The organism is Mycolicibacterium boenickei (assembly GCF_010731295.1).
Taxonomy (GTDB): Bacteria; Actinomycetota; Actinomycetes; order Mycobacteriales; family Mycobacteriaceae; genus Mycobacterium; species Mycobacterium boenickei.
The window spans coordinates 3,144,736-3,169,407 of record NZ_AP022579.1 but is presented as its reverse complement, the minus strand read 5'-3'; the positions used below and the strand labels follow the sequence as shown (position 1 = coordinate 3,169,407).

Here is a 24,672-nt window from a genome sequence, read left to right as displayed (position 1 = left end):
CGCGTCCACATACAAAAATGCCCGGGCCCTCCGATCGAAATCGGAGGGCCCGGGACTTAATTTGTGTTCGGCGGTGTCCTACTTTTCCACCCGAGAGGGTAGTATCATCGGCGCTGGCAGGCTTAGCTTCCGGGTTCGGGATGGGACCGGGCGTTTCCCTGCCGCTATGGACCGCCGTAACTCTATTCACCCGTTTTTGGGTGTAAATCTGTGTGTTTTGGTGGTGGGGTGCGGTGCACTCCGGACACACGAGTGTGTGGGTGTTTATGGATGTGGTTGCGAGGTCAGGTTGTGCGTCTTACTCAAAACCCAAACATTGTGGTGTTTGTTGGTTGTTGTAAGTTTTCGGCCGGTTAGTGCCAGTTCCCTGCACCCATTGCTGGGCTTCCAGGTCTGGTCTATCAATCCCGTGGTCTGCGGGGGGCCTTATCCCTCTAAAAGGGTGAGAAGCCTGGTCTTGGAGGGGGTTTCCCGCTTAGATGCTTTCAGCGGTTATCCTGTCCGAACGTGGCTATCCAGCGGTGCTCCTGGTGGAACAACTGGTATACCAGAGGTTCGTCCGTCCCGGTCCTCTCGTACTAGGGACAGATTTCCTCAAGCTTCTGACGCGCGCGGCGGATAGAGACCGAACTGTCTCACGACGTTCTAAACCCAGCTCGCGTGCCGCTTTAATGGGCGAACAGCCCAACCCTTGGGACCTGCTCCAGCCCCAGGATGCGACGAGCCGACATCGAGGTGCCAAACCATCCCGTCGATATGGACTCTTGGGGAAGATCAGCCTGTTATCCCGGGGTACCTTTTATCCGTTGAGCGACACCCCTTCCACTCAGAGGTGCCGGATCACTAGTCCCGACTTTCGTCCCTGCTCGACATGTACGTCTCGCAGTCAAGCTCCCTTGTGCACTTACACTCAACACCTGATTGCCGTCCAGGTTGAGGGAACCTTTGGGCGCCTCCGTTACATTTTGGGAGGCAACCGCCCCAGTTAAACTACCCACCAGGCACTGTCCCTGAACCGGATATACGGTCCGAGGTTAGAGGCCCAATACGATCAGAGTGGTATTTCAACAACGACTCCACCCACACTGGCGTGTGAATTTCACAGTCTCCCACCTATCCTACACAAACCGTATCGAGCACCAATACCAAGTTGTAGTAAAGGTCCCGGGGTCTTTTCGTCCTGCCGCGCGTAACGAGCATCTTTACTCGTAGTGCAATTTCGCCGAGTCTATGGTTGAGACAGTTGAGAAGTCGTTACGCCATTCGTGCAGGTCGGAACTTACCCGACAAGGAATTTCGCTACCTTAGGATGGTTATAGTTACCACCGCCGTTTACTGGGGCTTAAATTCTCTGCTTCACCCCGAAGGGTTAACAGGTCCTCTTAACCTTCCAGCACCGGGCAGGCGTCAGTCCGTATACATCGTCTTGCGACTTCGCACGGACCTGTGTTTTTAGTAAACAGTCGCTTCTCACTGGTTTGTGCCACCCACTCACGCTTGGGCCGTAAAGGCTTACACGCCATGTGGGTCCCCCTTCTCCCGAAGTTACGGGGGCATTTTGCCGAGTTCCTTAACCATAGTTCACTCGTACGCCTTAGTATTCTCTACCTGACCACCTGTGTTGGTTTGGGGTACGGGCCGTGTATGTCCTCGCTAGAGGCTTTTCTTGGCAGCATAGGATCACCGAATTCGCCTCAAACGGCTATGCATCACCTCTCAGGATATGTGAAACGCGGATTTGCCTACGTTTCTCCCTACAGGCTTACCCCAGTACAACCACTGACTGGTACGGCTACCTTCCTGCGTCACCCCATCGCTTGACTACTACCCACCGGGGTCCCACGCAGCCCCGTCAACGCCTCACCCCGAAGGGATCGGTCACGACGGTTTTGGATGGTTAGCACAATGGATTCATCAGGGACGCACATACACGGGTACGGGAATATCAACCCGTTGTCCATCGACTACGCCTGTCGGCCTCGCCTTAGGTCCCGACTCACCCTGGGAGGACTGGCCTGGCCCAGGAACCCTTGGTCTTTCGGCGGGCAAGGTTCTCACTTGCCTATTCGCTACTCATGCCTGCATTCTCACTCCCACACCCTCCACAGCTAGATCACTCTGCTGCTTCACCGGATGCAGGACGCTCCCCTACCCAACGATAAATCGTTGCCGCGGCTTCGGCGGTGTGCTTGAGCCCCGCTACATTATCGGCGCACAATCACTTGACCAGTGAGCTATTACGCACTCTTTCAAGGGTGGCTGCTTCTAAGCCAACCTCCTGGTTGTCTTCGCGACTGCACATCCTTTTCCACTTAGCACACGCTTAGGGGCCTTAGCCGGCGATCTGGGCTGTTTCCTCTCGACGCACGGAGCTTATCCCCCGCCGTCTCACTGCCACATTCTTGGACTTGTCGGCATTCGGAGTTTGGCTGACGTCAGTAACCCTGTGGGGCCCATCGGCCATCCAGTAGCTCTACCTCCAACAAGAAACATGTGACGCTGCACCTAAATGCATTTCGGGGAGAACCAGCTATCACGGAGTTTGATTGGCCTTTCACCCCTACCCACAGCTCATCCCCTCAGTCTTCAACCTAAGTGGGTTCGGGCCTCCACGCGGTCTTACCCGCGCTTCACCCTGGCCATGGGTAGATCACTCCGCTTCGGGTCCAGAACACACCACTACACCAACCCCTACGGATTGGATACGCCCTATTCAGACTCGCTTTCGCTGCGGCTACCCCACACGGGTTAACCTCGCGACATGTCCCTGACTCGCAGGCTCATTCTTCAAAAGGCACGCCATCACCCCACCACGAAGGAGGGCTCTGACGGATTGTAAGCGCACGGTTTCAGGTACTATTTCACTCCCCTCCCGGGGTACTTTTCACCATTCCCTCACGGTACTAATCCGCTATCGGTCACTGGGAAGTATTCAGGCTTACCGGGTGGTCCCGGCAGATTCACAGCAGATTTCACGGGCCCGCTGCTACTCGGGAACACCATTAAGGTAGATGTCAGGTTTTCACGTACCGGGCTCTCACCGTCTACGGCAGGTCATCCCAAACCACTTCCGTTAACCACGACATTTTCTCACTACCCTCCAGCCAGGTAGAGCTGGAAAAACAGGTCCCACAACCCCGCACACACAACCCCTACCCGGTATCACATGCATACGGTTTAGCCATCCTCCGCTTTCGCTCGCCACTACTCACGGAATCACATTTTGTTTTCTCTTCCTACGGGTACTGAGATGTTTCACTTCCCCGCGTTCCCTCCCTACACCTATGTATTCAGTGCAGGGTGACACGACATCACTCGTGCCGGGTTTCCCCATTCGGACATCCTCGGATCAACGCTCGGTTGGCAGCTCCCCGAGGCATATCGCAGCCTCCAACGTCCTTCATCGGCTCCCAGTGCCAAGGCATCCACCATGCGCCCTTAAACACTTACAACACAAAAACCAAAAATGAGTTTCAAAAGAAATTGCACATCAACACACAAAACCAGCCCCACCCACAAGGAGTGAGACCACACGATTCTGCGTGCTAGATGCTCGCAACCACTATCCACAAATCAAACACCACACCCCACCACCAAAGTGAGGCAACAACACGCCGACACCCCCAACGGGATGCCACCCCCCGAAGAGGGCACGGGCCTGTTGTCTCAAAGCCCAATAGTGTGTTCGGCAGTTCCATCACCAACGCTTTCCCGCGCCGGCTCAACGTTTGTCATTTGCACCCACCAGACACCCACTACAGGGCCTGGCTGAAATATCCCAACCGCACTACTGCCCACGACTTCGCGGACGGCGGGGGAATCGAATCGGTGCTCCTTAGAAAGGAGGTGATCCAGCCGCACCTTCCGGTACGGCTACCTTGTTACGACTTCGTCCCAATCGCCGATCCCACCTTCGACGGCTCCCTCCACAAGGGTTAGGCCACCGGCTTCGGGTGTTACCGACTTTCATGACGTGACGGGCGGTGTGTACAAGGCCCGGGAACGTATTCACCGCAGCGTTGCTGATCTGCGATTACTAGCGACTCCGACTTCACGGGGTCGAGTTGCAGACCCCGATCCGAACTGAGACCGGCTTTGAAAGGATTCGCTCCACCTCACGGCATCGCAGCCCTTTGTACCGGCCATTGTAGCATGTGTGAAGCCCTGGACATAAGGGGCATGATGACTTGACGTCATCCCCACCTTCCTCCGAGTTGACCCCGGCAGTCTCTCACGAGTCCCCACCATTACGTGCTGGCAACATGAGACAAGGGTTGCGCTCGTTGCGGGACTTAACCCAACATCTCACGACACGAGCTGACGACAGCCATGCACCACCTGCACACAGGCCACAAGGGAACCAATATCTCTACTGGCGTCCTGTGCATGTCAAACCCAGGTAAGGTTCTTCGCGTTGCATCGAATTAATCCACATGCTCCGCCGCTTGTGCGGGCCCCCGTCAATTCCTTTGAGTTTTAGCCTTGCGGCCGTACTCCCCAGGCGGGGTACTTAATGCGTTAGCTACGGCACGGATCCCAAGGAAGGAAACCCACACCTAGTACCCACCGTTTACGGCGTGGACTACCAGGGTATCTAATCCTGTTCGCTCCCCACGCTTTCGCTCCTCAGCGTCAGTTACTGCCCAGAGACCCGCCTTCGCCACCGGTGTTCCTCCTGATATCTGCGCATTCCACCGCTACACCAGGAATTCCAGTCTCCCCTGCAGTACTCTAGTCTGCCCGTATCGCCCGCACGCCCACAGTTAAGCTGTGAGTTTTCACGAACAACGCGACAAACCACCTACGAGCTCTTTACGCCCAGTAATTCCGGACAACGCTCGGACCCTACGTATTACCGCGGCTGCTGGCACGTAGTTGGCCGGTCCTTCTTCTATAGGTACCGTCACTTGCGCTTCGTCCCTATTGAAAGAGGTTTACAACCCGAAGGCCGTCATCCCTCACGCGGCGTCGCTGCATCAGGCTTGCGCCCATTGTGCAATATTCCCCACTGCTGCCTCCCGTAGGAGTCTGGGCCGTATCTCAGTCCCAGTGTGGCCGGTCACCCTCTCAGGCCGGCTACCCGTCGTCGCCTTGGTAGGCCATTACCCCACCAACAAGCTGATAGGCCGCGGGCCCATCCCACACCGCAAAAGCTTTCCACCACACCCCATGAAGAGCGCGGTCCTATTCGGTATTAGACCCAGTTTCCCAGGCTTATCCCAAAGTGCAGGGCAGATCACCCACGTGTTACTCACCCGTTCGCCACTCGAGTGCCCCGAAGGGCCTTTCCGTTCGACTTGCATGTGTTAAGCACGCCGCCAGCGTTCGTCCTGAGCCAGGATCAAACTCTCCAAACAAAAACCCCGGGACAAACCCGGCAGAATTCGAATCAGAAAAATCCGATCACAAACAAAAGACACCAAAAACTGGCATCAAAAAACAACAACCACACCCTAAACGGGAAAAAGAGCGTGGCCAAAAAACAACAAACAAAAACCACCAAACACACTATTGAGTTCTCAAACAACAGGCTTTTCTGCTTTGTCACCCTGTTTTGGGGCAACCCCACCAGCTTAATTGGAACCTTGCCGGCAAGTCAAGTTGCTTCATCCTGGCTTATTTCATCCGGTCTGAGGCAACCTCGCCAGGTTAGTACGTTCTCGGCTGGCTTGTCAAGTCGCTCTGGCCCGGGGGATTTTCCCCGCTCCGCGGCGACTTCAAAAGATTAGCGCGCGCCAGCCTTCAAGGTCAAATCGGCTGGTCAGCGCGATTTCGAGGCTGAAAGCCAGGCTCGAACGCGCTCCCTACGACCCTACTCTTTCGATCTCGGCTCCGAGGCTCAACAGGTTTTCCACGAACAGCGGGTAACCGCGATCGATGTGGAACACGTCGTGAACCTCGGTTTCGCCGTCGGCGACCAGGCCTGCGAGCACCAGGCCGGCGCCGGCACGGATGTCCGACGACCACACCGGCGCGCTCGAGAGCTGCGGGATCCCCCGCACAACGGCATGGTGACCGTCCGTCCGCGCATCGGCACCCAACCGGATCATCTCCTCGACGAACCGGAAGCGAGCTTCGAAAACGTTCTCGGTGATCATCGAGGTGCCGTCCGCCACCGACGCCAGACCGATCGCCATCGGCTGCAGGTCGGTCGGGAACCCCGGGAACGGCAGCGTCGCCACGTTGACCGCCTTGGGGCGCTCGTACTGCACCACCCGGAAACCGTCATCGTTCTGGGTGACCGTGGCGCCGGCGTCGTGCAGCTTGTGCAGGACCAGCTGCAGGTGCTGCGGGTCCACGCCCGTCACCGAGATGTCGCCGCGCGTCATTGCCGCGGCTATCCCCCACGTCGCCGCCACGATGCGGTCGCCGATCACGCGGTGCTCCGTCGGATAGAGCCGATCCACCCCGGTGATCGTCAGCGTCGACGTCCCCGCACCGCTGACCTTGGCCCCCATCTGGTTGAGCATCGCGCAGATGTCGACGATGTCAGGCTCGCGCGCCGCGTTGTGGATGGTGGTGACCCCTTCGGCCAGCACCGCGGCCATCAGGATGTTCTCGGTCGCCCCCACTGACGGGAACTCGAGTTGGATCTCGGCGCCCCGTAGATGGTCGGCTTCGGCCACCACACAGCCGTGCTCGATATTGCAGGTCGCACCCAGTTGGCGCAGTCCGGCCTGATGCATGTCCAGGGGCCGCGACCCGATGGCATCTCCACCGGGAAGAGCCACCTTCGCCTTCTTGCACCGCCCTACCAGTGGTCCCAGCACACACACAGAGGCGCGGAACTGCCGGACCGCCGCGAAATCGGCGTCGTACTTGGGTTCGTCGGGCGACGTGATGCGCACGGTGTCACCGTCCAGCTCGACCGTGGCACCCAACCCTCGTAAGACCTCCGCCATCAACGGCACGTCGAGGATGTCGGGGCAGTTGGTGATGGTGCTGGTGCCCTCGGCCAGCAACGAGGCCGCCATCAGTTTCAGCACACTGTTCTTCGCGCCACCGACAGCAACTTCGCCTGATAACCGGTTCCCGCCGGTCACCAAGAAACGCTCGCTCACGCCGGTTAGTGTAGACAGCCCGCCGTCGAGTTTCCGCCTGCTCGGACAGATCCGGCGGGCCCGGCCAACGTGTCCGCGAGCCCGGTACGGTTCAGCTATGGCGGTTCATCTCACCCGTATCTATACCCGCACCGGCGACGACGGCACGACCGGGCTGAGTGACTTCAGCAGGGTTTCCAAGAATGATTCGAGGTTGGCGGCATATGCCGACTGTGACGAAGCCAACGCCGCCATCGGCGTCGCAGTCGCCCTCGGCGAACCCGATCAGCAAATCCTGGCTGTGCTCAGGCAGATTCAGAACGACCTGTTCGACGCCGGTGCAGATTTGTCGACGCCCGTCGTGGACAACCCCGAGCACCCACCGCTGCGCATCTCACAGGCCTACATCGACCGGCTCGAGAAGTGGTGCGACGAGTTCAACGAGGCACTACCTGCACTGAATTCGTTCATCCTGCCCGGAGGCACTCCCCTGTCGGCGCTGTTGCACGTCGCACGCACGGTGGCCCGCCGCGCCGAGCGGTCAGCTTGGATTGCCGTGCAGGAGCACGGTGATTCGGTGAGTGTCCTGCCGGCGAAGTACCTCAACCGACTGTCGGATCTGCTGTTCATCCTGTCGCGAGTGGCGAATCCGGACGGGGACGTGCTCTGGAAACCCGGAGCCGCTCAGTAGTTCCGCCGCCGGGCCCGCGGCGATGGCCGCGATTCGAGCCACGACGTGAACGCCGTCAGAGCACCCCGGTCCAAGGCGATCTCGTAGCCCTGCCTGCGCTCGGGACTGTTGTCGCGCAGTTCGAGAATGACCGTCGCGTCGGTCATGATGTCGAATTCGTCGCCACGCGGGGCACGGCGCGACACCACTTCCAGCCCCCTCCGGCTCAAACGCCGGTCAGGCCACCACCGCATGCTCGACAGCCGGTAGAAACCAGCTTCCCCACCGCGGTAGCGCATCACGCCGTGGCGCCAGCCACTGCCTCCGTCAGCGGGGAAGTCGCGCAGGATGGCCGCTGTTCCCCCGACCTGACGCAACTTCCACAAGCGGTAGCTCAGCGCGCCGGCCAAAACAGCCAGAACGCAGACGAGCGCGACCATGACAATCATGGGCGCGCTCATCTGTCGTCTCTGTCGTCAGTCGATCTGGCCGAGAGCGCGCAGGCGCGCCCGACCCCATGCCGCTGTCTGCTCGTCGTCGGACTCCGCGTCCTGCTTCGCGGACTCGGCGTCGATCTCGGATTCGAACTGAGCGTTCTCCACCAGGATTCGGACCGTCTCCTCCGTCACCGACAGGAAACCGCCGTCAACGGCGATCCGCAGATCGTCCTCGCCTTCACGCTCGACCCGCACCATGGCGTCGTCGACCAGCTGCGCGACCAACGGGATATGGCGCGGCAGGATGCCGATCTCACCGGCGGTGGTCCTTGTGAAGACGAACGTAGCGGCACCGGACCAGAGCTCACGCTCCACGGCCACGATCTCGACGTTCAGATCAGCCATGTCACACCACCTCTCGCACTCGGGTTTCTACAGAAGTCATCACAGCTTGGCGCCGAGGCTTTCAGCCTTCTTCGCCAGGTCGTCCAGACCACCGATGAGGAAGAACGCCTGCTCGGGCAGGTGATCGAACTCGCCCTTGGCCAGCTTGTCGAAGGCCTCGATGGTCTCCTTGAGCGGCACGGTCGAACCCGGCTGGCCGGTGAACTGCTCGGCCGCCATCATGTTCTGGCTCAGGAAGCGCTCGATCTTACGGGCGCGGTACACCAGAACCTTGTCCTCTTCCGACAGCTCGTCGATACCGAGGATGGCGATGATGTCCTGAAGGTCCTTGTAGCGCTGCAGGATCCGGATGACTTCCTGGGCGACGCGGTAGTGCTCGTCGCCGACGACGCTGGGGTGCAGGATCGTCGAGGACGAAGCCAGCGGGTCCACAGCGGGGAAGATGCCCTTGGAGAACACCGCACGAGAAAGCTCGGTGGTGGCGTCCAGGTGGGCGAACGTGGTGGCCGGTGCCGGGTCGGTGTAGTCGTCGGCGGGCACGTACACGGCCTGCATCGAGGTGATCGAACGACCACGGGTCGAGGTGATGCGCTCCTGCAGCTCACCCATCTCGTCGGCCAGCGTCGGCTGGTAACCCACGGCCGAAGGCATACGACCCAGCAGGGTCGAAACCTCGGAACCGGCCTGGGTGAACCGGAAGATGTTGTCGATGAAGAGCAGCACGTCCTGGTTCTGCTCGTCGCGGAAGTACTCGGCCATGGTCAGGGCCGACAGGGCGACGCGCATACGGGTGCCTGGCGGCTCGTCCATCTGGCCGAACACAAGCGCGGTGTCCTTGAGCACGTTGGCGTCCGCGAGCTCGACCCACAGGTCGTTGCCCTCACGGGTGCGCTCACCGACGCCGGCGAACACCGAGGTACCACCGAAGTTGCGGGCGATACGGTTGATCATCTCCTGGATCAGAACCGTCTTGCCCACGCCGGCACCACCGAACAGGGCGATCTTGCCACCGCGCACGTACGGGGTCAGCAGGTCGACGACCTTCAGACCGGTCTCCAGCATCTCGGTGCGGGGCTCCAGGTCGGCGAAGGCCGGCGGCTTGCGGTGGATCGACCAGTGCTGGAAGTCCTTGCCGTAGCCGGGCTCGTCGAGGCAGTCACCGAGGGCGTTGAACACGTGGCCCTTGACGCCGTCGCCGACCGGCACCGAGATCGAGGCGCCGGTGTCGCGGACGTCGGTGCCACGCACCAGGCCGTCAGTGGGCTGCATGGAGATGCAGCGCACCAGGTTGTCGCCGAGGTGCTGGGCAACCTCGAGCGTCAGGGTCTTGGCGAGCGCGCCATAGGTGATGTCGGCGTGCAGCGCGTTGAACAGCTCGGGCACGGCACCGCGCGGGAATTCAATATCCACCACCGGGCCGGTGATGCGGACTACGCGGCCCGCGGTCTTCTCTGCAGTAGCAGTCATTCTCTCTTCGCTTTCCTACGAGGCTTTCGTCTTTGGTCCGGCTAGCGCGCGTCGGCCAGCGCGTTCGCGCCGCCCACGATCTCGCTGATTTCCTGGGTGATCTGCGCCTGGCGTTCGCGGTTGGCCGCGAGCGTCAGTGCCTTGATCAGATCGTCGGCGTTGTCGGTGGCCGACTTCATGGCGCGCCGGCGCGAAGCCGACTCCGAGGCCGCCGCCTCCAGCAGCGCTGCGTACACGCGGGTGGCGATGTAGCGCGGCAACAGCGCGTCGAACAGATCCTCGGCGTTCGGTTCGAACGAGTACAGCGTGTGCGGGCCGGTCTCCGGCTCACCCACGTACTCGACGACCAGCGGCGCGATCCGATGCGCCACCGCGGTTTGCGAAAGCATCGACCGGAACTCGGTGGAGACGATGTGCAGTTCGTCGACCCCAAGGATGCCGTCGGCTCCGGCGTCGTCACCCTCGTCGTCAGCGCCGGACATGAACGCCGTCACGAGCGTGTCGGCGATCTCCTTGGCGTTCTCGTACTCGGGGCGCTCGGAGAAGCCCGTCCACGACTCGGTCACCGGCCGTTGGCGAAAGCTGTAGTAGCCCAAAGCCTTCCGGCCGACGACGTAGAGCACCGGGTTCTTGCCCTCTTCCCGCAGCAGCGAGAACAGTTCCTCGGCCCGGCGCAGCACGTTGGCGTTGTAACCGCCGCAGAGACCGCGGTCCGAGGACACCACCAGCACACCGGCCCGCTTGGGGTTCTCCCGCTGCACGAGCAGCGGGTGATCCAGCGCGCTGGCGCCGGCCAGCTCGGTGAGCATGTTGGTGATCTCGGTGGAGTAGGGCCGGGCCGCGTCCACCCGGGCCTGCGCCTTGGCGATCCGCGACGTGGCGATCAGCTCCTGGGCCTTCGTGATCTTCTTGATCGACGAAGCGGAGCGGATACGCCCGCGTAGCTCGCGAAGTGTGGCTGCCATTGGTTACCTAGGCCTTCTTCGGTGCCGGCTTGCGGACCTTGACCGATTCCTTCTCCAGGTCCTCGGGGTCGAGTGCGTCAGCATCGGCCTCCTTGACAACCACGGAGCTGCCGTCGGTGGCGGCGAAGCCCTTCTTGAACTCGTTGATGACCGAGACCAGCTTCTCCTCGGCCTCCTCGGACAGCTTCTTGGTCTCCTTGATCCCGGTGAGGATGTCGGAGTGGCTGGCCTTCACGTGCTCCAGCAGCTCGGAGGAGAAGCGCGAGACATCCTCGGCCGGAACCGAATCCAGATGGCCCTGGGTACCGAGGAAGATCTCGACGACCTGGTCCTCGACCGCCAGCGGGCTGTACTGGGGCTGCTTGAGCAGCTCGACCAGGCGGACACCGCGGTCCAGCTGAGCCTTGGAAGCCGCGTCCAGGTCCGAGGCGAAGGCCGCGAAGGCCTCCAGCTCGCGGTACTGCGACAGGTCCAGACGCAGCGAGCCCGCGACCTCTTTCATGGCCTTGATCTGCGCGGCGCCACCGACGCGGGACACCGACACACCGACGTTCACGGCCGGGCGCACACCCTGGTTGAACAGGTCGGACTCCAGGAAGCACTGGCCGTCGGTGATCGAGATGACGTTGGTCGGGATGTAGGCCGAGATGTCGTTGGCCTTGGTCTCGATGATCGGCAGACCCGTCATCGAACCACCGCCGAGCTCGTCGGACAGCTTTGCGCAACGCTCTAGCAGACGCGAGTGCAGGTAGAAGACGTCACCGGGGTATGCCTCGCGGCCCGGCGGGCGGCGCAGCAGCAGCGAGATGGCACGGTAGGCCTCGGCCTGCTTGGTCAGGTCGTCGAACACGATCAGCACGTGCTTGCCGTCGTACATCCAGTGCTGGCCGATGGCCGAACCGGTGTAGGGCGCCAGCCACTTGAAGCCGGCCGGATCGGAGGCGGGGGCCGCCACGATGGTGGTGTACTCCATCGCGCCGCCCTCTTCCAGCGCGCGCTTCACGCTGGCGATGGTGGTGCCCTTCTGGCCGACGGCGACGTACACGCAGCGCACCTGCTGCTTGGGATCGCCGGTCAGCCAGGCTTCGCGCTGGTTGAGGATGGTGTCGACGCAGAGCGCGGTCTTGCCGGTCTTGCGGTCACCGATGATCAGCTGGCGCTGGCCGCGGCCGATCGGGGTCATGGCGTCAACGGCCTTGATGCCGGTCTGCAGCGGCTCGCCGACGCCCTGACGCTGCACCACCGAAGGGGCCTGCAGCTCGAGGGCACGGCGGGTCTCGGCTTCGATGTCGCCCTGGCCGTCGATCGGCTGGCCGAGCGGGTTGACGACGCGACCGAGGAAGGCGTCGCCGACCGGCACGGAGAGCACCTCGCCGGTGCGCTTGACCTGCTGGCCTTCTTCGATCTTCTCGAACTCACCCAGGATGACGGCGCCGACGCTGTGCTCGTCGAGGTTGAGCGCCACACCCAACACACCGCCCGGGAACTCGAGGAGCTCCTGGGTCATGACCGAGGGCAGGCCCTCGACGTGAGCGATGCCGTCACCGGCGTCGACGACGGTGCCGATCTCTTCACGCTCGGTGTCGGCGGAAAACGAGGATACGTAATCCTCGATGGCACCTTCGATATCAGCAGCCGAGATTGTCAACTCTGCCATGGTTTTTCGTCTTCCTACCTTGTTCTTGGGTGGTTCTTGAGTTCGGTTAGTCCGGCAGCTGGGTCGCTGCGGCGGCCAGTCGGGACGAGATCGAGCCGTCGATCACTTCGTCACCGACGGTGATCGACAGACCACCGAGCAGTTCCGGGTCGACGTGCAACTGCACTGCCACCGGGTGTCCGTAGATGCGGGTGAGCACCTCCGACAACCGGGTCCGCTGAGCATCGGTCAGGTCAGCGGCGGCGGTCACGTGAGCGACCACTTCACCGCGGCGGGCGACTGCGAGCTCGGCGAGGTCGATGACGGCCTCGTCGGCGCGCTCACCGCGCAGCAGCCCCACAGTCTGGGTCAGCAGCGCAGCTGCCGTCCCGTTTCCACTCGCATTGCCGGCGAGCACCTTGTCCAGCAAGGCGATTCGACCGTCGACCGGGGTCGTGTAGTCACTGAGCAGGGCCGAGAGCTTGGGCTCGGCGTCGAGCAGGCGACCGAACCGGAACAGCTGGTCCTCCACCTCATCGACCTCACCGCCGATCTCGGCGCGCTTGAGCAGCGCCAGCCGGGCGGTGTGTTCAATCGCGTCGACCAGGTTCGATTCGGTCGACCAACGCTGCGAGACGGCGGTCCGCAGCACATCCAGAGTGGTGGTGCCGACCTGGCCCGACAGCAGACGGTCAACCAGCTCGACCTTGGCCGCGGAGTTGTCGGTCGGCTCGGCCAGATGCCTGGTGAGCACCGACTCCGACAGCAGCAGCTTGGCCACCGAGGTCAGTTCCTCGGCCAGTGTGGTCAGGCCGTCGGCGTCCAGACCGCCTGCGACCGAGTCGAACTTGTCGACCACGACGGTCAGCGACTCGCGGCTGGCCGCGCGCAGCTTGGCCGTGGCGGCGGTGTCGATCACCACGGTCGACGGGGCCATCTGGTCCAGCTCGGCCAAGAATCTATCGACGGTGGCCGCCTGCGCGGCCGGATCGGCGACGTGTGCCCGCACCAGAGCGTCGGCCTTGGCCACCGACTCCGATCCGAGACCGGTCCGCAGCTGACGGATGAGCTGCTGGCGCATCAGCTGAATCTGCTGGGCGCCCTGTGCCTTGATCCGCTCGGCCTCGGTTCCGGCCTGCTCGGCCAGCTGAGCGGTGATCCGCTCGGAGTCCTGCGCGGCCTCGTCGGTCACCTTGGTCGATTCGGCCTTGGCGTCGGCGAGTGCCTTGGCATGCATCTCATCGGCATCGGCGAGCTTCTTCGCCGCATCGGCGCTCTCGGCGAGAGCGACCCGCACGGCTTCCTGCTGCTTCTGCATCAGGCTCCGCACCGGAGGCACCACCCACTTGATGATGATGAATGCGATGACGGCAAAGCCGATCAGCTGCCCGATAAATATCGACATCTACTGCGTCCCACCTGATTTCACGTCGATGCCCAAAATTCGGCTGGCCAGGGTCTGCGAGAGCCCGTCCACCGAGGACTCGAGCCCCGACCGCACCTCGGCACTTTGGGCAGCAAGCTGCTCATCGGCCTGGCGCACTGTCGTGGCCACTTCGGTGCTGGCCTCGGCACGCTTGGCGTCGACCACCTCGCGGCCCGCGGCACGGGCCTCGTCACGGATTGCCGATGCCTGGGTGCGAGCCCCGGCCATCGCCTCGTTGTAGTCGGCCTGTGCCGCGGCCACCTGCTCGGCCGACTTCCGATTGTCAGCGGCGGTCTTCGCCAGCATCGCTTCACGCTCTGCCAGCACCTTGCCGACCGGTGGCACAACCCATTTCGCGATCACAGCGAGTGTGATCAGGAAAATGATCAGCACGGCGAAGAAGGTGCCGTTGGGGACCAGGAAGTTGCTCTGGCCCCCACCGCCTTCCGCCGCTGCCTGGCTTGAGGCCAGGATCGTTGCGCTCAGTTCACCCATGCTGATGGACTACTGCAGGCCCGGGGTGGCGAAGACGAACAGCGCCATGAAGGCCAGGTTGATGAAGTACGCGGCCTCCACCAGACCGACGGTGATGAAGAACGGGGTGAACAGCCGGCCCTGGGCCTCGGGCTGCCGGGCGATACCCGAGATCAGCGCGTTACCCGCGATACCGTCACCGATACCAGCGCCGATGGCGCCGCCGCCCATGATCAAACCGCCACCGATCAGAGCGCCGGCCGTGATGAGGGCGTTGGGGTCGAGTTCCATTCCTTTTATCCTCCTTGATAACTGGTGGCTGCGCCGCCAGAGGTTCGTGTGGTGCAGTTGTTAGGGGTCAGTGGATCTAGGTTGTCGTGCTCAGTGGTCTTCGTGGTCCAGTTCCATCGCCTGGCTGAAGTACAGGATCGTCAGCAGCGAGAAGATGAAGGCCTGGATCAAGCCGACGAACAGGTCGAAGGTCTTCCAGATCGCGTTCGGCGCCCACTGGATGTACCAGGGGAACATCGCGATCAGCGCGACCAGGATGCCGCCGGCGAAGATGTTGCCGAAAAGACGGAGGGCCAGCGAGATCGGCTTGGCGAGTTCCTCGACGATGTTGATCGGCAGCAGTGCGGGCACGTGACCCTTGAGCACCTTGACCGGGTGGCCGATGATGCCGCGGCGCCAGATGCCTGCCGCGTGGTAGCAGACGAACACGAACAGGGCCAGCGCCAGCACGAAGTTGATGTCGGAGGCCGGCGGCTTGTACCACTCGGCGGCGGCGCCGTCCGCTCCCCCGTACTGCAGCGGCAGGACCGACAGCCAGTTGGAGACCAGGATGAAGACGAAGATCGCCACCGACAGCGGCAGCACGAACGGCGCGACCTTCATGCCGATCGCGGCTTCGATCTGCCCGCGCATCTGGATGGTCAGGGCCTCCCAGAACAGCTGCACACCGCCGGGCACACCGGTCGAGGTGACCTTGGCCCGCAGGACGAATGCCAGGGCGATCACGATCACCGCGGTGATCGCGGTGGCCAGGATGGTGTCACCGTTGAACGTCATCCCGAACAGCTCGAACACCATCGTGTGGTGGCCGACGTGGATGGCGGCGCCACCCTCTTCGGCGGCGAGCACGGTCGTCGTCTGAGTCATTTAGGTCAGCTCAACCCTTCGATTCCGTATCCAAGACATCCAGGCCGTTCGAGCGGATTTTCCGCAGCACGGGGATGCTGGTGCTCATCACCAGCAGAGCCTGGAAAATCGCCAGCCCGAACAGCACCGCGATGCCGCCCGAGGTTTTGAAGACAAATGCGATGCCGAGTGCGATCGCGGTGATGATCAGCAGCCGAGTCGCGGAGTTCACGGCCATCTTCTTCTTGAGCGGGTGATCTTCGGCCGTGATCGACTCGACGGCCCGGCGCACCAGCAGGGCGTTGACCAGGCCGAGGCCCAGGCCGACACCGAAGAAGACGCCGAAGAAAATGTGTCCGGTGAATGCGGCGGCCACGATGGCCAGCGCGGTCAGTGCAACGCAAACAATCAGGAGACGCAGTGGCCGGAAAGCCACCGACGGGAACACCAACGGCGCGTTTTGCGCTGGTGTCGTCACTGATTCACCCCAATCCCGCTGTCACGAAACGCTGCACCCTCGGAGATGCCAACGGTTGCTGCCCCCTGGCAAAACCCTGTGCGCGCCCGACGAGAATATCGGAGGGCGGCGGGCGGGCTTGAATCACCCACGGGGCAGCTCCCTTTGTCGGTCGTTGATCGGCACCTGACGGTTCGTCGAACCGATGGGCCGGGCCGGCAACCCGCGAGGTTTTTCGGGTTCTGGCAGCACCCTAACACATGGTAGGCACCCCTAAACGTGGCCTACTACTTTTTGTCGTACTTCGCCTCGTGCTCGTCCTCGGAGCCTTCGCTCCCGCGTTGCAACAGGGGTATCAGTGTCACCACGATCGCCACCACGATGGCGGCCGCGACGACCGCTCCGGTGTAGCGCGGATCGAAGAAGATGGTCGCCGCGGCGCCGAAGGCGATGATGCCCACCCACAGGTAGATCAGCAGCACGGCGCGGCGATGCGAGTGACCGATCTGCAGAAGCCGGTGATGCAGGTGCATCTTGTCGGGGCTGAGCGGACTGCGGCCGGCTCGGGTGCGACGCACGATGGCCAGCAACGTGTCCAGCGCCGGCACCAGCATCACTGCGATCACCAGGAGGAACGGCGACATGAGCGCGAAAACGTCGCGGGCACCGTAGGCGTTCTGCGAGATCGGTCCGGCGGCCGTGGTCGACGCCGCACCCAGCATCAGGCCGATCAGCATCGATCCCGAGTCGCCCATGAAGATCTTGGCCCGGTGGAAATTGTGTGGCAGGAAGCCCAGGCAGGCCCCGGCGAGCACCACCGAGATCACCGCGGGTGGGTAGAACAGGACGTCGCCGCCGTGGTCTCGCAGCAGCCCGACCGAGAAGATGCAGATGGCCAGCGCCGTGATGAGTCCCAGGCCGGCGGCCAGCCCGTCGAGTCCGTCCACGAAGTTCATCGCGTTGACGATCGACACCGTGAGCGCGAGCGTCAGCAGGATCGACGACACCTGGTCGAGCACGATGGTGCCCACTCCCCCGAACGGGATGTAGAGCACGCTCCAGGCCACGCCCATGGTGACCAGCACGCTGGCCGCGGTGATCTGGCCGGCGAATTTGGTCAGCGCGTCCAGCCCCCAGCGGTCGTCGATCAGCCCGATGGCCATGATCAGCCCACCGGCGACCACCACTGCGGGCATGCCGGTGGAGTAGACGAATCCTCGGGTCAGCGCCGGAAGTTGAGAAGCCAGCAACACCGCGGCGGCCACGCCGATGTACATCGCCAACCCGCCCATCCGCGGGACCGGCTGGACGTGGACATCGCGTTCGCGCGGGTAGGCGACGGCGCCGATCCGGATGGCCAGCACGCGCACCCAGCCGGTGGCGAAGTACGTGATGATCGCAGCGGTCAGGCCGACCAGCGCCAGCTCTCGCAGCGGTACACCGGCGCCCCGGTCAGACAGCGCGAGAAGCCCGGAGTTGACCGCGGGAATCACTGCGTCACCGGCCGACATCACCGATGAACCGTACTGCAGCAAGCTGAGATCACTCCGTAGGTGTTGTTGTGAGCGTGGATGTTTCCACGCCAACGACCCTAGCGATGTCGGCCGCACTGATCGGGCCGGTCCGCAGGATGCGCGGCTGGGCGCCGGTGAGGTCGACGATGGTGGACGCGGCCTGCTGTTCGGCCGGCCCGCCGTCGAGATAGACCTCGACCTTGTCGCCGAGTTGCTCGTGCGCCTGCGCCGCGGTCACCGCGGCCGGCTGGCCCGAGACGTTGGCACTCGACTGCGCCATGGGGCCGACTTCACGAAGCAATTCGATGGCCACCGGGTGCAGCGGCATCCGGAGCATGACGCTGCCGTTGGCATCCCCGAGATCCCACTGCAGTGACGGCGCCTGCGTGACCACCAGACTCAGTGCCCCCGGCCAGAACGCCCTGATCAGTTCGCGAGCCGCGGCGGGGACCGAGTAGACCAGGCCGTCGATGGTGTTCCACGAACCGACGAACACGCCGACCGGCATGTTGCGGCCCCGGCCCTTGGCAGCCAGCAGCGCACCCACTGCTTCCGAATCGAACGCGTCGGCGCCGATGCCGTACACGGTGTCGGTCGGCATCACCACGAGCCGTCCGCCCTTGACCGCGCTGATCGCCGAGGCCATACCCGTCGCACGCTGATCGGCGTCGGTGCAATCGAAGATGGTCATGTCGGCTCCCCGGTCGGTGCGCGCATCAGCTCAGCTTCTCCCAACCCGGGTCGCCGTCACAAAGCGGGGTCGCCCGGCGAGGTCGCGGCGCGCGGTGACCTCGGTGAACTGCCCGTCGCCGACGAACGCGTCCACGCACAGTTCGGAGGTGGTGTCGTCATGCTCGACGGCGCAGGTGGCGCCGTCACGTAACCACCGGGCGGCCAGCGTGACAATCGGCCGGATCACAGACATACCGTCCGCGCCGCCGAACAACGCGGTCGCGGGATCGTGTTCGGCCACTTCGGGTTCGAGCACCGCAGCCTCGGGGATGTAGGGCGGGTTCGATACCAGCAGGTCCACCCGGCCGTCGAGTTCGGGCAGCAGGCCGGCCGTGGTGACGTCGGCATCGAGGATCTCCACGCGCGTTCCCGCCGCGTTGCGACGGGCGAATTCCAGAGCCGCGGGCGAGTTCTCGACCGCCAGCACCCGGGCGTTGGGCCACTGTGCGGCCAGCCCTAGTGCCAGCGCACCCGAACCCGTGCACAGGTCCACGATCACCGGATTATCCGGAAGTTGTTGCGCACAAGCCCATTCCAACAACGCTTCGGTTTCCGGCCGCGGGATGAACACTCCGGGGCCGACCTCGAGAGTCAGCGCGCCGAACGGCGCGGTGCCGAGAAGGTGTTGCAGGGGAATCCGGCGGGACCGGGCGGCGACGAGTTCGTCGTAGACCTGCACGAACTGTTCACCGGGCTCGTCGAGAAACATCAGCCGGCCGCGCTCGACACCCGCGGCGTGGGCGGCCAGTAATTCGGCATCGATGCGAGGGGATGCGACGCCGGCGACGGCCAGGCGTTTGGTTGCGGCCTCGATCGCCTGCCGCAGGGGGGTCATGACCTCGCCGGCGGGCCGGCTGATGTCTCCTGCTGCAGCCGGGCCTGCTTGTCGGCGGCGGCCAACGCGTCGAGCAGCGGGTCCATTTCTCCGTCGAGCACCTGGTCGAGGTTGTGCGCCTTGAAGTTGATGCGGTGATCGGCGATGCGGTTCTCGGGGAAGTTGTAGGTCCTGATCCGCTCGCTGCGGTCGACGGTCCGGATCTGGCTGGCGCGGTCGGCCGACGCGTCGGCCGAGGCCTGTTCCTCGGCCAGCGCCTGCAGTCGCGCCGCGAGCACCACCATGGCCCGGGCCTTGTTCTGCAGCTGCGACCGCTCGTTCTGGCAGGTCACGACGATGCCGGTGGGCAGATGGGTGATGCGGACCGCGGAGTCGGTGGTGTTCACGCCCTGGCCACCCTTGCCCGAGGACCGGTAGACATCGATGCGCAGATCGGATTCGTCGATCTGGACCTGCTCGACGTCTTCTGGCTCGGGATAGACCAGCACGCCCGCGGCCGAGGTGTGCACGCGGCCCTGCGATTCGGTGACGGGCACGCGCTGCACGCGGTGCACTCCGCCTTCGAATTTCATCCGCGACCACACGCCGTCAGCGGAATCGCCCTTGCCGGCGATGGTGATGGTGGCGTCCTTGTAGCCGCCGAGGTCCGACCAGGTCTCATCGAGCACGGTGACGGTCCAGCCGTGACGCTCGGCGTACCGGATGTACATGCGGGCCAGGTCGGCGGCGAACAGCGCCGACTCCTCCCCGCCTTCCCCGGACTTGACCTCAAGCACGATGTCGTCTGCATCGTGGGGGTCACGGGGTGCGAGCTGGTCGGTCAGCTGGGCGTCGAGTTCGGCGACCTTGGCGGTCAGCTCCTCCACCTCGTCGGCGAAGCTGGCGTCGTCGGCCGCGAGTTCACGGGCGGCTTCCAGATCGCCGCGGGCGGCTTCGAGCTTGCGGTAGGTCCCGACTACGGGCGAGATCTGGGCGAAGCGGCGGCCCACCTTGCGGGCGGCGGAGGCATCGGCGTGCAGGTTGGGGTCGGCGAGCTGACGCTCGAGGTCGGCGTGCTCGGCGAGCAGCGCCTCGATCGCGGGTGCGGTGTCTGTCACGTCAACGTCCTCCCTACTCATGCCGACTGTTTGTTCCCGGAAACGAGAACAGCGCCCAGATCTGACGCGAATGCGACAGATCGGGCGCCGTTGACGTAGCTACTTGTCGGCTGCAGCCGTCTCGCCGGCAGGCTTGCGCTTGCCGTACCGCTTCTCGAAGCGGGCCACGCGGCCGCCGCTGTCGAGGATCTTCTGCTTGCCGGTGTAGAACGGGTGGCACTGCGAGCAGACCTCGACCACGATCTGGCCGCTCTGCTTGGTGCTACGGGTCTGGAAGGTATTGCCGCAACCACAGTGCACCGTGGTCTCGACATACTCAGGGTGAATGCCTGTTTTCATGGGTTCCTCTTCAATCGTTGGCCCGGGTCGCCCGCAATTCAGATGGACGTGAACCGGGACCGAGGGTCGGCGGTCCATTATGCCAGGTCAACCGCCAACAGCCTAAACGCGCGATGACCGGCGACTATTCCTGCCCACGACCGGAGCCGAACTCGGACAACCGACGCTGGAGGAAGCGCCGTTCCGGCTCCGTCGCCGCCAGTAGCAACGCCTGCTCGAATGCCTGCCGGGCGTCGTCGTCACGGCCGAGGCGGCGCAGCAGTTCGGCCCGGGTCGAGGGCAGATAGCGATAACCGCCGAGGTCGAGCGAGTCCACGAGGGTCAAGGCACGGTCCGGATCGCCGGCCTCGGCGATGGCCACCGCACGGTTGAGCGCGACCACCGGCGATCCCGTCAGGCGCTCGAGGCGCTCGTACAACGCCACGACCTGGGGCCAGTCGACAACCGGCTCGCACTGCAACGAGGCAATCGCGGCTTGCAGCACGAACGGCCCGGCCTCGGCCCGCAGGGCCAGCGCGCGGTCCAGGGCGGCCTGGCCGGCATCGACCTTGGCCTTGTCATGCAGGGAGCGGTCCTGCTCCGCCAAGGGAACGACCACTCCCCCGACCATCCTGGCCGCGCGCCGTGAATCGTGCAGCAGCATCAGGGCGAGTAGCCCGTATGCCTCGGGTTCATCGACCATCAGCTCGGCCAGCACCTGGCCGAGCCGGATGGCTTCGGCGGCAAGGTCGTCACGATCGGTGAATCCCTGGTTGAAGATCAGGTAGATGACCGCCAGTACGGCCGCTACCCGGTCCGGGAGCACCCGGTCGGCAGGCAGCGCGAACGGGATGTTGGTCGCCTTGATCTTGGCCTTGGCCCGGGAGAGCCGACGCTTCATGGTCTCCTCGGAAACCAGGAATGCCCGGGCTATCTCTGCAGTGGTGAGGCCGCCGAGCGCCCGTAGGGTCAGCGCCACCTGGGCTTCGGGGGCCAGAGCCGGGTGGCAGCACATGAAGATCAGTTGTAGGCGCTCATCGCCGATGTTGCTGTCGTCGAGCTCGATATCGTCCATGGTCGTCGCCCGCTGATCCGCTTCCAGCAGCTGAGTTTTGGTTCGCAGTGTCTGTTCCCGGCGCACCCGGTCGATGGCCCGGTTGCGGCCGGTGCGCACCAACCACGCGACCGGTGACTCCGGTATGCCGTCGCGGGGCCACCGCTCGGCGGCGATGACGAACGCCTCCTGCGCGGCATCCTCGGCGAGATCGAAGTCGCCGAGGATGCCGACGAGTGCAGCCAGGACCCGGCCCCACTCACGCCGGAAGACGTCCTGGAAAGTGGCGGAGCTCAGTTCGCGCCTTCCCCGGGAATGTCGACGAGTGGACGGACCTCGACGGCACCGCCGAGCCGGACGGCCGGGATCCGCTGCGCGAACTTCAGTGCTTCATCGAGATCGGCGGCCTCGATGACGAAGTAGCCCGCGAACACCTCTTTGGTGTCGGCATATGGGCCGTCGGTGATCAGGCCCTCGCCCGGACCGTGCCGGACCGTGGTTGCGGTCTCGACCGGTTGGAGGTGGCCGCCTCCGACGCACTGCGGCTCATGCCGGAGGGCCATGTACTCCGCGGTCAACGCGACGCGTTCGTCGGGCGTGAGGTCCTCGTCATGGCTGCCCGGCTTGGTGAAGATCAGGGTTGCGTATTTCATCGTCGTCTCCTTCTGGGCGATCGTCTAACAGCATTGAGACGAACGGGAGACATTGAAAGGGACAGTGGCGTGGACAGTCGGGTCAAATTTGTGTGTAGACCGTGCCGTCGCGCTTCCACAGCACCCGACCGGCTGGATCTGCACCCAGCGCGACGAGTTCCCGCTTGAGGATCTTGTTGGTCGCGGTGGTGGGTAGATCCTCGGCGAGCCAGACGTAACGGGGCCAGGATTTCGGTGACAGATCCTGCTGCTGTGCCAGGAAGACGCCGAACTCTTCCGGCGTGAGGTCCTGGCCGTCGCGCAGCACGATGGCCGCCATCACCTGGTCGCCGACGAACTCGTCGGGCACCGGGTAGACCGCTACGCGGCTGATCACCGACTGCCGCAACAGGATTCGCTCGATGGGAGCCGCGGTGATGTTCTCGCCGTCCACCCGCATCCAGTCCGCGGTGCGCCCGGCCAGGTAGATCCAGCCGTCGGCGTCCCGATAGGCCAGGTCGCCCGACCAGTACATGCCGTGCCGCAGTCGTTCATCGGTCGCGCCCTGGTCGTTGTGGTAGCCGCGGAACATCCCGCTGCCGTTGGTGTTGACGAGTTCGCCGGTCGCGGCGTCGGCGTTGATCAGCGCGCCGGTGTCATCGAACTGGGCGACCTCGCACTCGGTGACGGTCTCCGGGTCGTAGATCGCCACCCCGGGAAAACCCTGGCCGACGCTGCCGGCCGGCGTGCCCTCGGAGCGCGTGATGATGATCGCGAGCTCGGTCGAACCGAAGCCGTCCCACACGCTGCAGCCGAACCGGCGACTGAACTCGTCGATGTCGCGGTCGGCGGCCTCGTTGCCGAACGCCACGCGCAGCGGGTTGTCGTGGTCGTCGGGCTGCTCGGCGGTGGCCAGGATGTAGGCCAGCGGCTTGCCGACGTAGTTCATGTAGGTCGCGCCGTAACGGCGGATGTCCGGCAGGAAACCGGACGCGGAGAACTGGGCAGGCGCCATGGCCGCACCCGAGCTGAGCGCGACGCCCCACCCCGCGTAGACCCCGTTCGAGTGGAACAGCGGCATGGCCAGGTAGCAGGTGTCCGCTTCGGTGAGGTCGTAACGCTGCACCAGTGCCGCGGCGGAGAACAGCACGATGGAGTGCGCCACCTGGACGGCCTTGGGTTCGCCGCTGGTACCCGAGGTGAAGATCATCATGAAGGTGTCGTCGGGCCCGACCTCGCGGTGTGGGGTCAACTCCTGCGGCGACCAAGTGGTGTCAGAGACGTTGATGACGGTGACACCGGGGAGGTCGACGCCGTCGAGCAGCCCACGATGCTGGTCGTCGACCAGGACGACCTGACACTCGACGCGGGCGATGTCGCGGGCCAGCGCGTCGCCGCGACGAGTGTTGTTGATGCCGCACAGCACGTAGCCGCCGAGCGCCGCGGCGGCCAGCGCGGTCAGCATGTCGGGGGTGTTGCCCAGCAGCGTGCCGACATGCAGGGAACGCTCCGGATCGGCCATCGCGATCAGCGTGGCCGCCTGAGCCTTCGCCTCCGCGATGTGCTCGCGCCAGGTCCAGGTACGTTCGCCGTACTTGATGGCGACCGTGTCGCCTCCCTCGCGCTCGCGGAGCAACTGCTGCAGCGTGTCGGCCATCCGATGATTCCCCAAATGTTAGTGAACAGAATTAGAAAACTGTCTACCATGGTTGTGGCGCGAGGAGATACACCCTTGGCAGAATCATGTACCTAAGCCCACCAGAAGACCAGGAGACGCCACAGTTGACCAGCACCACGGCACCCCGCAGCGTGCGAGATCGACTGATCGACGCTGCCGAGGAATGCCTGCGGACCAAGGGCATTCGCGCGACCACGGTCTCGGAGGTGGCCGAGGCCGCCGGGGTATCCCGCGGGTGGCTCTACCGCCACTTCCCCGACAAGGTGACACTGCTGGGCGCGGTGATCGTCCGCCTCAACGACACGTTCTGGTCGGAAGCCCAGGCCATGCTCGAGCAGATCGACGGTCTGGACCGCCAGATCGCCTGGGGCGTCGCCAACGGTCTGCGGGCCTACGACGATCCCGGCGCGGTTCTGATGAAACTCCGCACCGACGAACCCGAGGAATTCGCCGCCTGCGCGGGCGCCGGTGTGCAGGGCATGATCCCCGACCTGGCCGAATTCTGGTCGCCCTATCTGGCAGCCGCCCGCGACCGCGGTGAGGTCCGCGCCGACATCGACATCCCCGAGGCATCGGAATGGGTTGCACGAGTGCTGATCTCGCTGGCGACCGTACCGGGCAACACGTTGGATCCCAGCGACGGGGACGCGGTGCTCGCCCAGGTTCGGCGGTATCTGATGCCCGGGCTACGTCCGTAG

21 protein-coding genes and 3 rRNA genes are annotated in these 24,672 nt (G+C 63.9%); 2 read left to right on the top strand and 22 right to left on the bottom strand.

The features are described from left to right. Nucleotides 1-65 precede the first annotated feature (65 nt). From rrf to murA, 4 genes are all read right to left on the bottom strand, one after another. A 5S ribosomal RNA gene (rrf, locus tag G6N57_RS15095) occupies nucleotides 66-179 on the bottom strand. A 154-nt stretch (nucleotides 180-333) separates the two neighbouring features. Continuing rightward, a 23S ribosomal RNA gene (locus tag G6N57_RS15090) occupies nucleotides 334-3,452 on the bottom strand. 387 nt (nucleotides 3,453-3,839) lie between these two features. Beyond that, nucleotides 3,840-5,357 (bottom strand): 16S ribosomal RNA (locus tag G6N57_RS15085). The 16S, 23S and 5S rRNA genes sit together here, the layout of an rRNA operon. 447 nt (nucleotides 5,358-5,804) lie before the next feature. Then, nucleotides 5,805-7,061, bottom strand: a complete 1,257-nt coding sequence (gene murA, locus G6N57_RS15080; protein WP_070185714.1) for a UDP-N-acetylglucosamine 1-carboxyvinyltransferase — start codon at nucleotides 7,059-7,061, stop codon at nucleotides 5,805-5,807. Between the two features lie 97 nt (nucleotides 7,062-7,158). Between murA and G6N57_RS15075 the strand changes: the two genes are divergently transcribed. Beyond that, entirely contained in the window at nucleotides 7,159-7,731 is a 573-nt protein-coding gene (locus G6N57_RS15075) for a cob(I)yrinic acid a,c-diamide adenosyltransferase (RefSeq protein WP_077743216.1), read from the top strand. On the opposite strand, the gene G6N57_RS15070 is transcribed toward G6N57_RS15075, so the two are convergent. The 18 genes from G6N57_RS15070 to fadD1 all read right to left on the bottom strand — a co-directional run bounded on the left by G6N57_RS15070 (nucleotide 7,725) and on the right by fadD1 (nucleotide 23,953). Further along, nucleotides 7,725-8,171 carry a DUF2550 domain-containing protein gene (locus tag G6N57_RS15070; RefSeq protein ID WP_077743215.1) on the bottom strand — a complete coding sequence of 149 codons (447 nt, stop codon included), beginning with the start codon at nucleotides 8,169-8,171 and terminating at the stop codon, nucleotides 7,725-7,727. The two genes, G6N57_RS15075 and G6N57_RS15070, sit on opposite strands and share 7 nt — an antisense overlap. A 15-nt stretch (nucleotides 8,172-8,186) precedes the next feature. Next, entirely contained in the window at nucleotides 8,187-8,552 is a 366-nt protein-coding gene (locus G6N57_RS15065) for a F0F1 ATP synthase subunit epsilon (RefSeq protein WP_077743214.1), read from the bottom strand. A gap of 39 nt (nucleotides 8,553-8,591) precedes the next feature. After that, nucleotides 8,592-10,019: a F0F1 ATP synthase subunit beta gene (gene atpD / locus G6N57_RS15060; protein WP_036448421.1), complete on the bottom strand. Its 1,428-nt coding sequence runs from the start codon at nucleotides 10,017-10,019 to the stop codon at nucleotides 8,592-8,594. Between the two features lie 41 nt (nucleotides 10,020-10,060). Beyond that, nucleotides 10,061-10,984, bottom strand: a complete 924-nt coding sequence (locus G6N57_RS15055) for a F0F1 ATP synthase subunit gamma (protein WP_077743213.1) — start codon at nucleotides 10,982-10,984, stop codon at nucleotides 10,061-10,063. A gap of 7 nt (nucleotides 10,985-10,991) precedes the next feature. Further along, the gene (gene atpA, locus G6N57_RS15050; protein ID WP_036448419.1) at nucleotides 10,992-12,641 is read right to left on the bottom strand and encodes a F0F1 ATP synthase subunit alpha; all 1,650 of its coding nucleotides are present in this window, start codon (nucleotides 12,639-12,641) and stop codon (nucleotides 10,992-10,994) included. 46 nt (nucleotides 12,642-12,687) lie between these two features. Further along, nucleotides 12,688-14,025: a F0F1 ATP synthase subunit B/delta gene (locus tag G6N57_RS15045; RefSeq protein ID WP_077743212.1), complete on the bottom strand. Its 1,338-nt coding sequence runs from the start codon at nucleotides 14,023-14,025 to the stop codon at nucleotides 12,688-12,690. Beyond that, nucleotides 14,026-14,541, bottom strand: a complete 516-nt coding sequence (locus tag G6N57_RS15040; protein ID WP_077743211.1) for a F0F1 ATP synthase subunit B — start codon at nucleotides 14,539-14,541, stop codon at nucleotides 14,026-14,028. A gap of 9 nt (nucleotides 14,542-14,550) precedes the next feature. Then, the gene (locus G6N57_RS15035) at nucleotides 14,551-14,811 is read right to left on the bottom strand and encodes a F0F1 ATP synthase subunit C (protein ID WP_003888102.1); all 261 of its coding nucleotides are present in this window, start codon (nucleotides 14,809-14,811) and stop codon (nucleotides 14,551-14,553) included. 90 nt (nucleotides 14,812-14,901) lie between these two features. Continuing rightward, entirely contained in the window at nucleotides 14,902-15,678 is a 777-nt protein-coding gene (gene atpB / locus G6N57_RS15030) for a F0F1 ATP synthase subunit A (RefSeq protein ID WP_036448416.1), read from the bottom strand. A gap of 10 nt (nucleotides 15,679-15,688) precedes the next feature. After that, entirely contained in the window at nucleotides 15,689-16,135 is a 447-nt protein-coding gene (locus G6N57_RS15025; RefSeq protein WP_077743210.1) for an ATP synthase subunit I, read from the bottom strand. A 266-nt stretch (nucleotides 16,136-16,401) separates the two neighbouring features. Beyond that, entirely contained in the window at nucleotides 16,402-17,649 is a 1,248-nt protein-coding gene (locus G6N57_RS15020) for a glycosyltransferase family 4 protein (protein ID WP_077743209.1), read from the bottom strand. A gap of 7 nt (nucleotides 17,650-17,656) precedes the next feature. After that, complete coding sequence (locus tag G6N57_RS15015) at nucleotides 17,657-18,319, bottom strand: L-threonylcarbamoyladenylate synthase (RefSeq protein ID WP_077743208.1); 663 nt, start codon at nucleotides 18,317-18,319, stop codon at nucleotides 17,657-17,659. Nucleotides 18,320-18,349: 30 nt separating this feature from the next. Next, nucleotides 18,350-19,195: a peptide chain release factor N(5)-glutamine methyltransferase gene (gene prmC / locus G6N57_RS15010; protein WP_077743207.1), complete on the bottom strand. Its 846-nt coding sequence runs from the start codon at nucleotides 19,193-19,195 to the stop codon at nucleotides 18,350-18,352. After that, on the bottom strand, nucleotides 19,192-20,292 hold the full coding sequence (prfA, locus tag G6N57_RS15005) for a peptide chain release factor 1 (RefSeq protein ID WP_077743206.1): 1,101 nt from the start codon (nucleotides 20,290-20,292) through the stop codon (nucleotides 19,192-19,194). Before prfA ends, prmC begins: the two co-directional genes overlap by 4 nt. A 99-nt stretch (nucleotides 20,293-20,391) precedes the next feature. Continuing rightward, complete coding sequence (rpmE, locus tag G6N57_RS15000) at nucleotides 20,392-20,631, bottom strand: 50S ribosomal protein L31 (protein ID WP_036448410.1); 240 nt, start codon at nucleotides 20,629-20,631, stop codon at nucleotides 20,392-20,394. A 124-nt stretch (nucleotides 20,632-20,755) separates the two neighbouring features. Further along, nucleotides 20,756-21,961 carry an RNA polymerase sigma factor gene (locus G6N57_RS14995; RefSeq protein WP_077743205.1) on the bottom strand — a complete coding sequence of 402 codons (1,206 nt, stop codon included), beginning with the start codon at nucleotides 21,959-21,961 and terminating at the stop codon, nucleotides 20,756-20,758. Next, nucleotides 21,958-22,317 (bottom strand): YciI family protein, encoded by a 360-nt coding sequence (locus tag G6N57_RS14990; protein ID WP_077743204.1) that lies wholly within the window; start codon nucleotides 22,315-22,317, stop codon nucleotides 21,958-21,960. Before G6N57_RS14990 ends, G6N57_RS14995 begins: the two co-directional genes overlap by 4 nt. Before the next feature lie 82 nt (nucleotides 22,318-22,399). Next, nucleotides 22,400-23,953 carry a fatty-acid--CoA ligase FadD1 gene (gene fadD1 / locus G6N57_RS14985; protein ID WP_077743203.1) on the bottom strand — a complete coding sequence of 518 codons (1,554 nt, stop codon included), beginning with the start codon at nucleotides 23,951-23,953 and terminating at the stop codon, nucleotides 22,400-22,402. Nucleotides 23,954-24,039: 86 nt separating this feature from the next. On the opposite strand from fadD1, the gene G6N57_RS14980 reads away from it, so the two are divergent. Continuing rightward, nucleotides 24,040-24,672 carry a TetR/AcrR family transcriptional regulator gene (locus tag G6N57_RS14980; RefSeq protein ID WP_077743202.1) on the top strand — a complete coding sequence of 211 codons (633 nt, stop codon included), beginning with the start codon at nucleotides 24,040-24,042 and terminating at the stop codon, nucleotides 24,670-24,672.

Bases quoted from the DNA above. Each gene is read 5' to 3' on its own strand.
- rpmE (WP_036448410.1), bottom strand. From the start codon at position 20,631: ATGAAAACAGGCATTCACCCTGAGTATGTCGAGACCACGGTGCACTGT.
- atpB (WP_036448416.1), bottom strand. From the start codon at position 15,678: ATGACTCAGACGACGACCGTGCTCGCCGCCGAAGAGGGTGGCGCCGCC.
- G6N57_RS14990 (WP_077743204.1), bottom strand. From the start codon at position 22,317: ATGAAATACGCAACCCTGATCTTCACCAAGCCGGGCAGCCATGACGAG.
- G6N57_RS15035 (WP_003888102.1), bottom strand. From the start codon at position 14,811: ATGGAACTCGACCCCAACGCCCTCATCACGGCCGGCGCTCTGATCGGT.
- G6N57_RS15045 (WP_077743212.1), bottom strand. From the start codon at position 14,025: ATGTCGATATTTATCGGGCAGCTGATCGGCTTTGCCGTCATCGCATTC.
- atpD (WP_036448421.1), bottom strand. From the start codon at position 10,019: ATGACTGCTACTGCAGAGAAGACCGCGGGCCGCGTAGTCCGCATCACC.
- G6N57_RS15055 (WP_077743213.1), bottom strand. From the start codon at position 10,984: ATGGCAGCCACACTTCGCGAGCTACGCGGGCGTATCCGCTCCGCTTCG.
- G6N57_RS14980 (WP_077743202.1), top strand. From the start codon at position 24,040: ATGTACCTAAGCCCACCAGAAGACCAGGAGACGCCACAGTTGACCAGC.
- G6N57_RS15065 (WP_077743214.1), bottom strand. From the start codon at position 8,552: ATGGCTGATCTGAACGTCGAGATCGTGGCCGTGGAGCGTGAGCTCTGG.
- G6N57_RS15070 (WP_077743215.1), bottom strand. From the start codon at position 8,171: ATGAGCGCGCCCATGATTGTCATGGTCGCGCTCGTCTGCGTTCTGGCT.
- atpA (WP_036448419.1), bottom strand. From the start codon at position 12,641: ATGGCAGAGTTGACAATCTCGGCTGCTGATATCGAAGGTGCCATCGAG.
- prmC (WP_077743207.1), bottom strand. From the start codon at position 19,195: ATGACCCCCCTGCGGCAGGCGATCGAGGCCGCAACCAAACGCCTGGCC.
- G6N57_RS15040 (WP_077743211.1), bottom strand. From the start codon at position 14,541: ATGGGTGAACTGAGCGCAACGATCCTGGCCTCAAGCCAGGCAGCGGCG.
- fadD1 (WP_077743203.1), bottom strand. From the start codon at position 23,953: ATGGCCGACACGCTGCAGCAGTTGCTCCGCGAGCGCGAGGGAGGCGAC.
- G6N57_RS15075 (WP_077743216.1), top strand. From the start codon at position 7,159: ATGGCGGTTCATCTCACCCGTATCTATACCCGCACCGGCGACGACGGC.
- G6N57_RS15015 (WP_077743208.1), bottom strand. From the start codon at position 18,319: ATGACCATCTTCGATTGCACCGACGCCGATCAGCGTGCGACGGGTATG.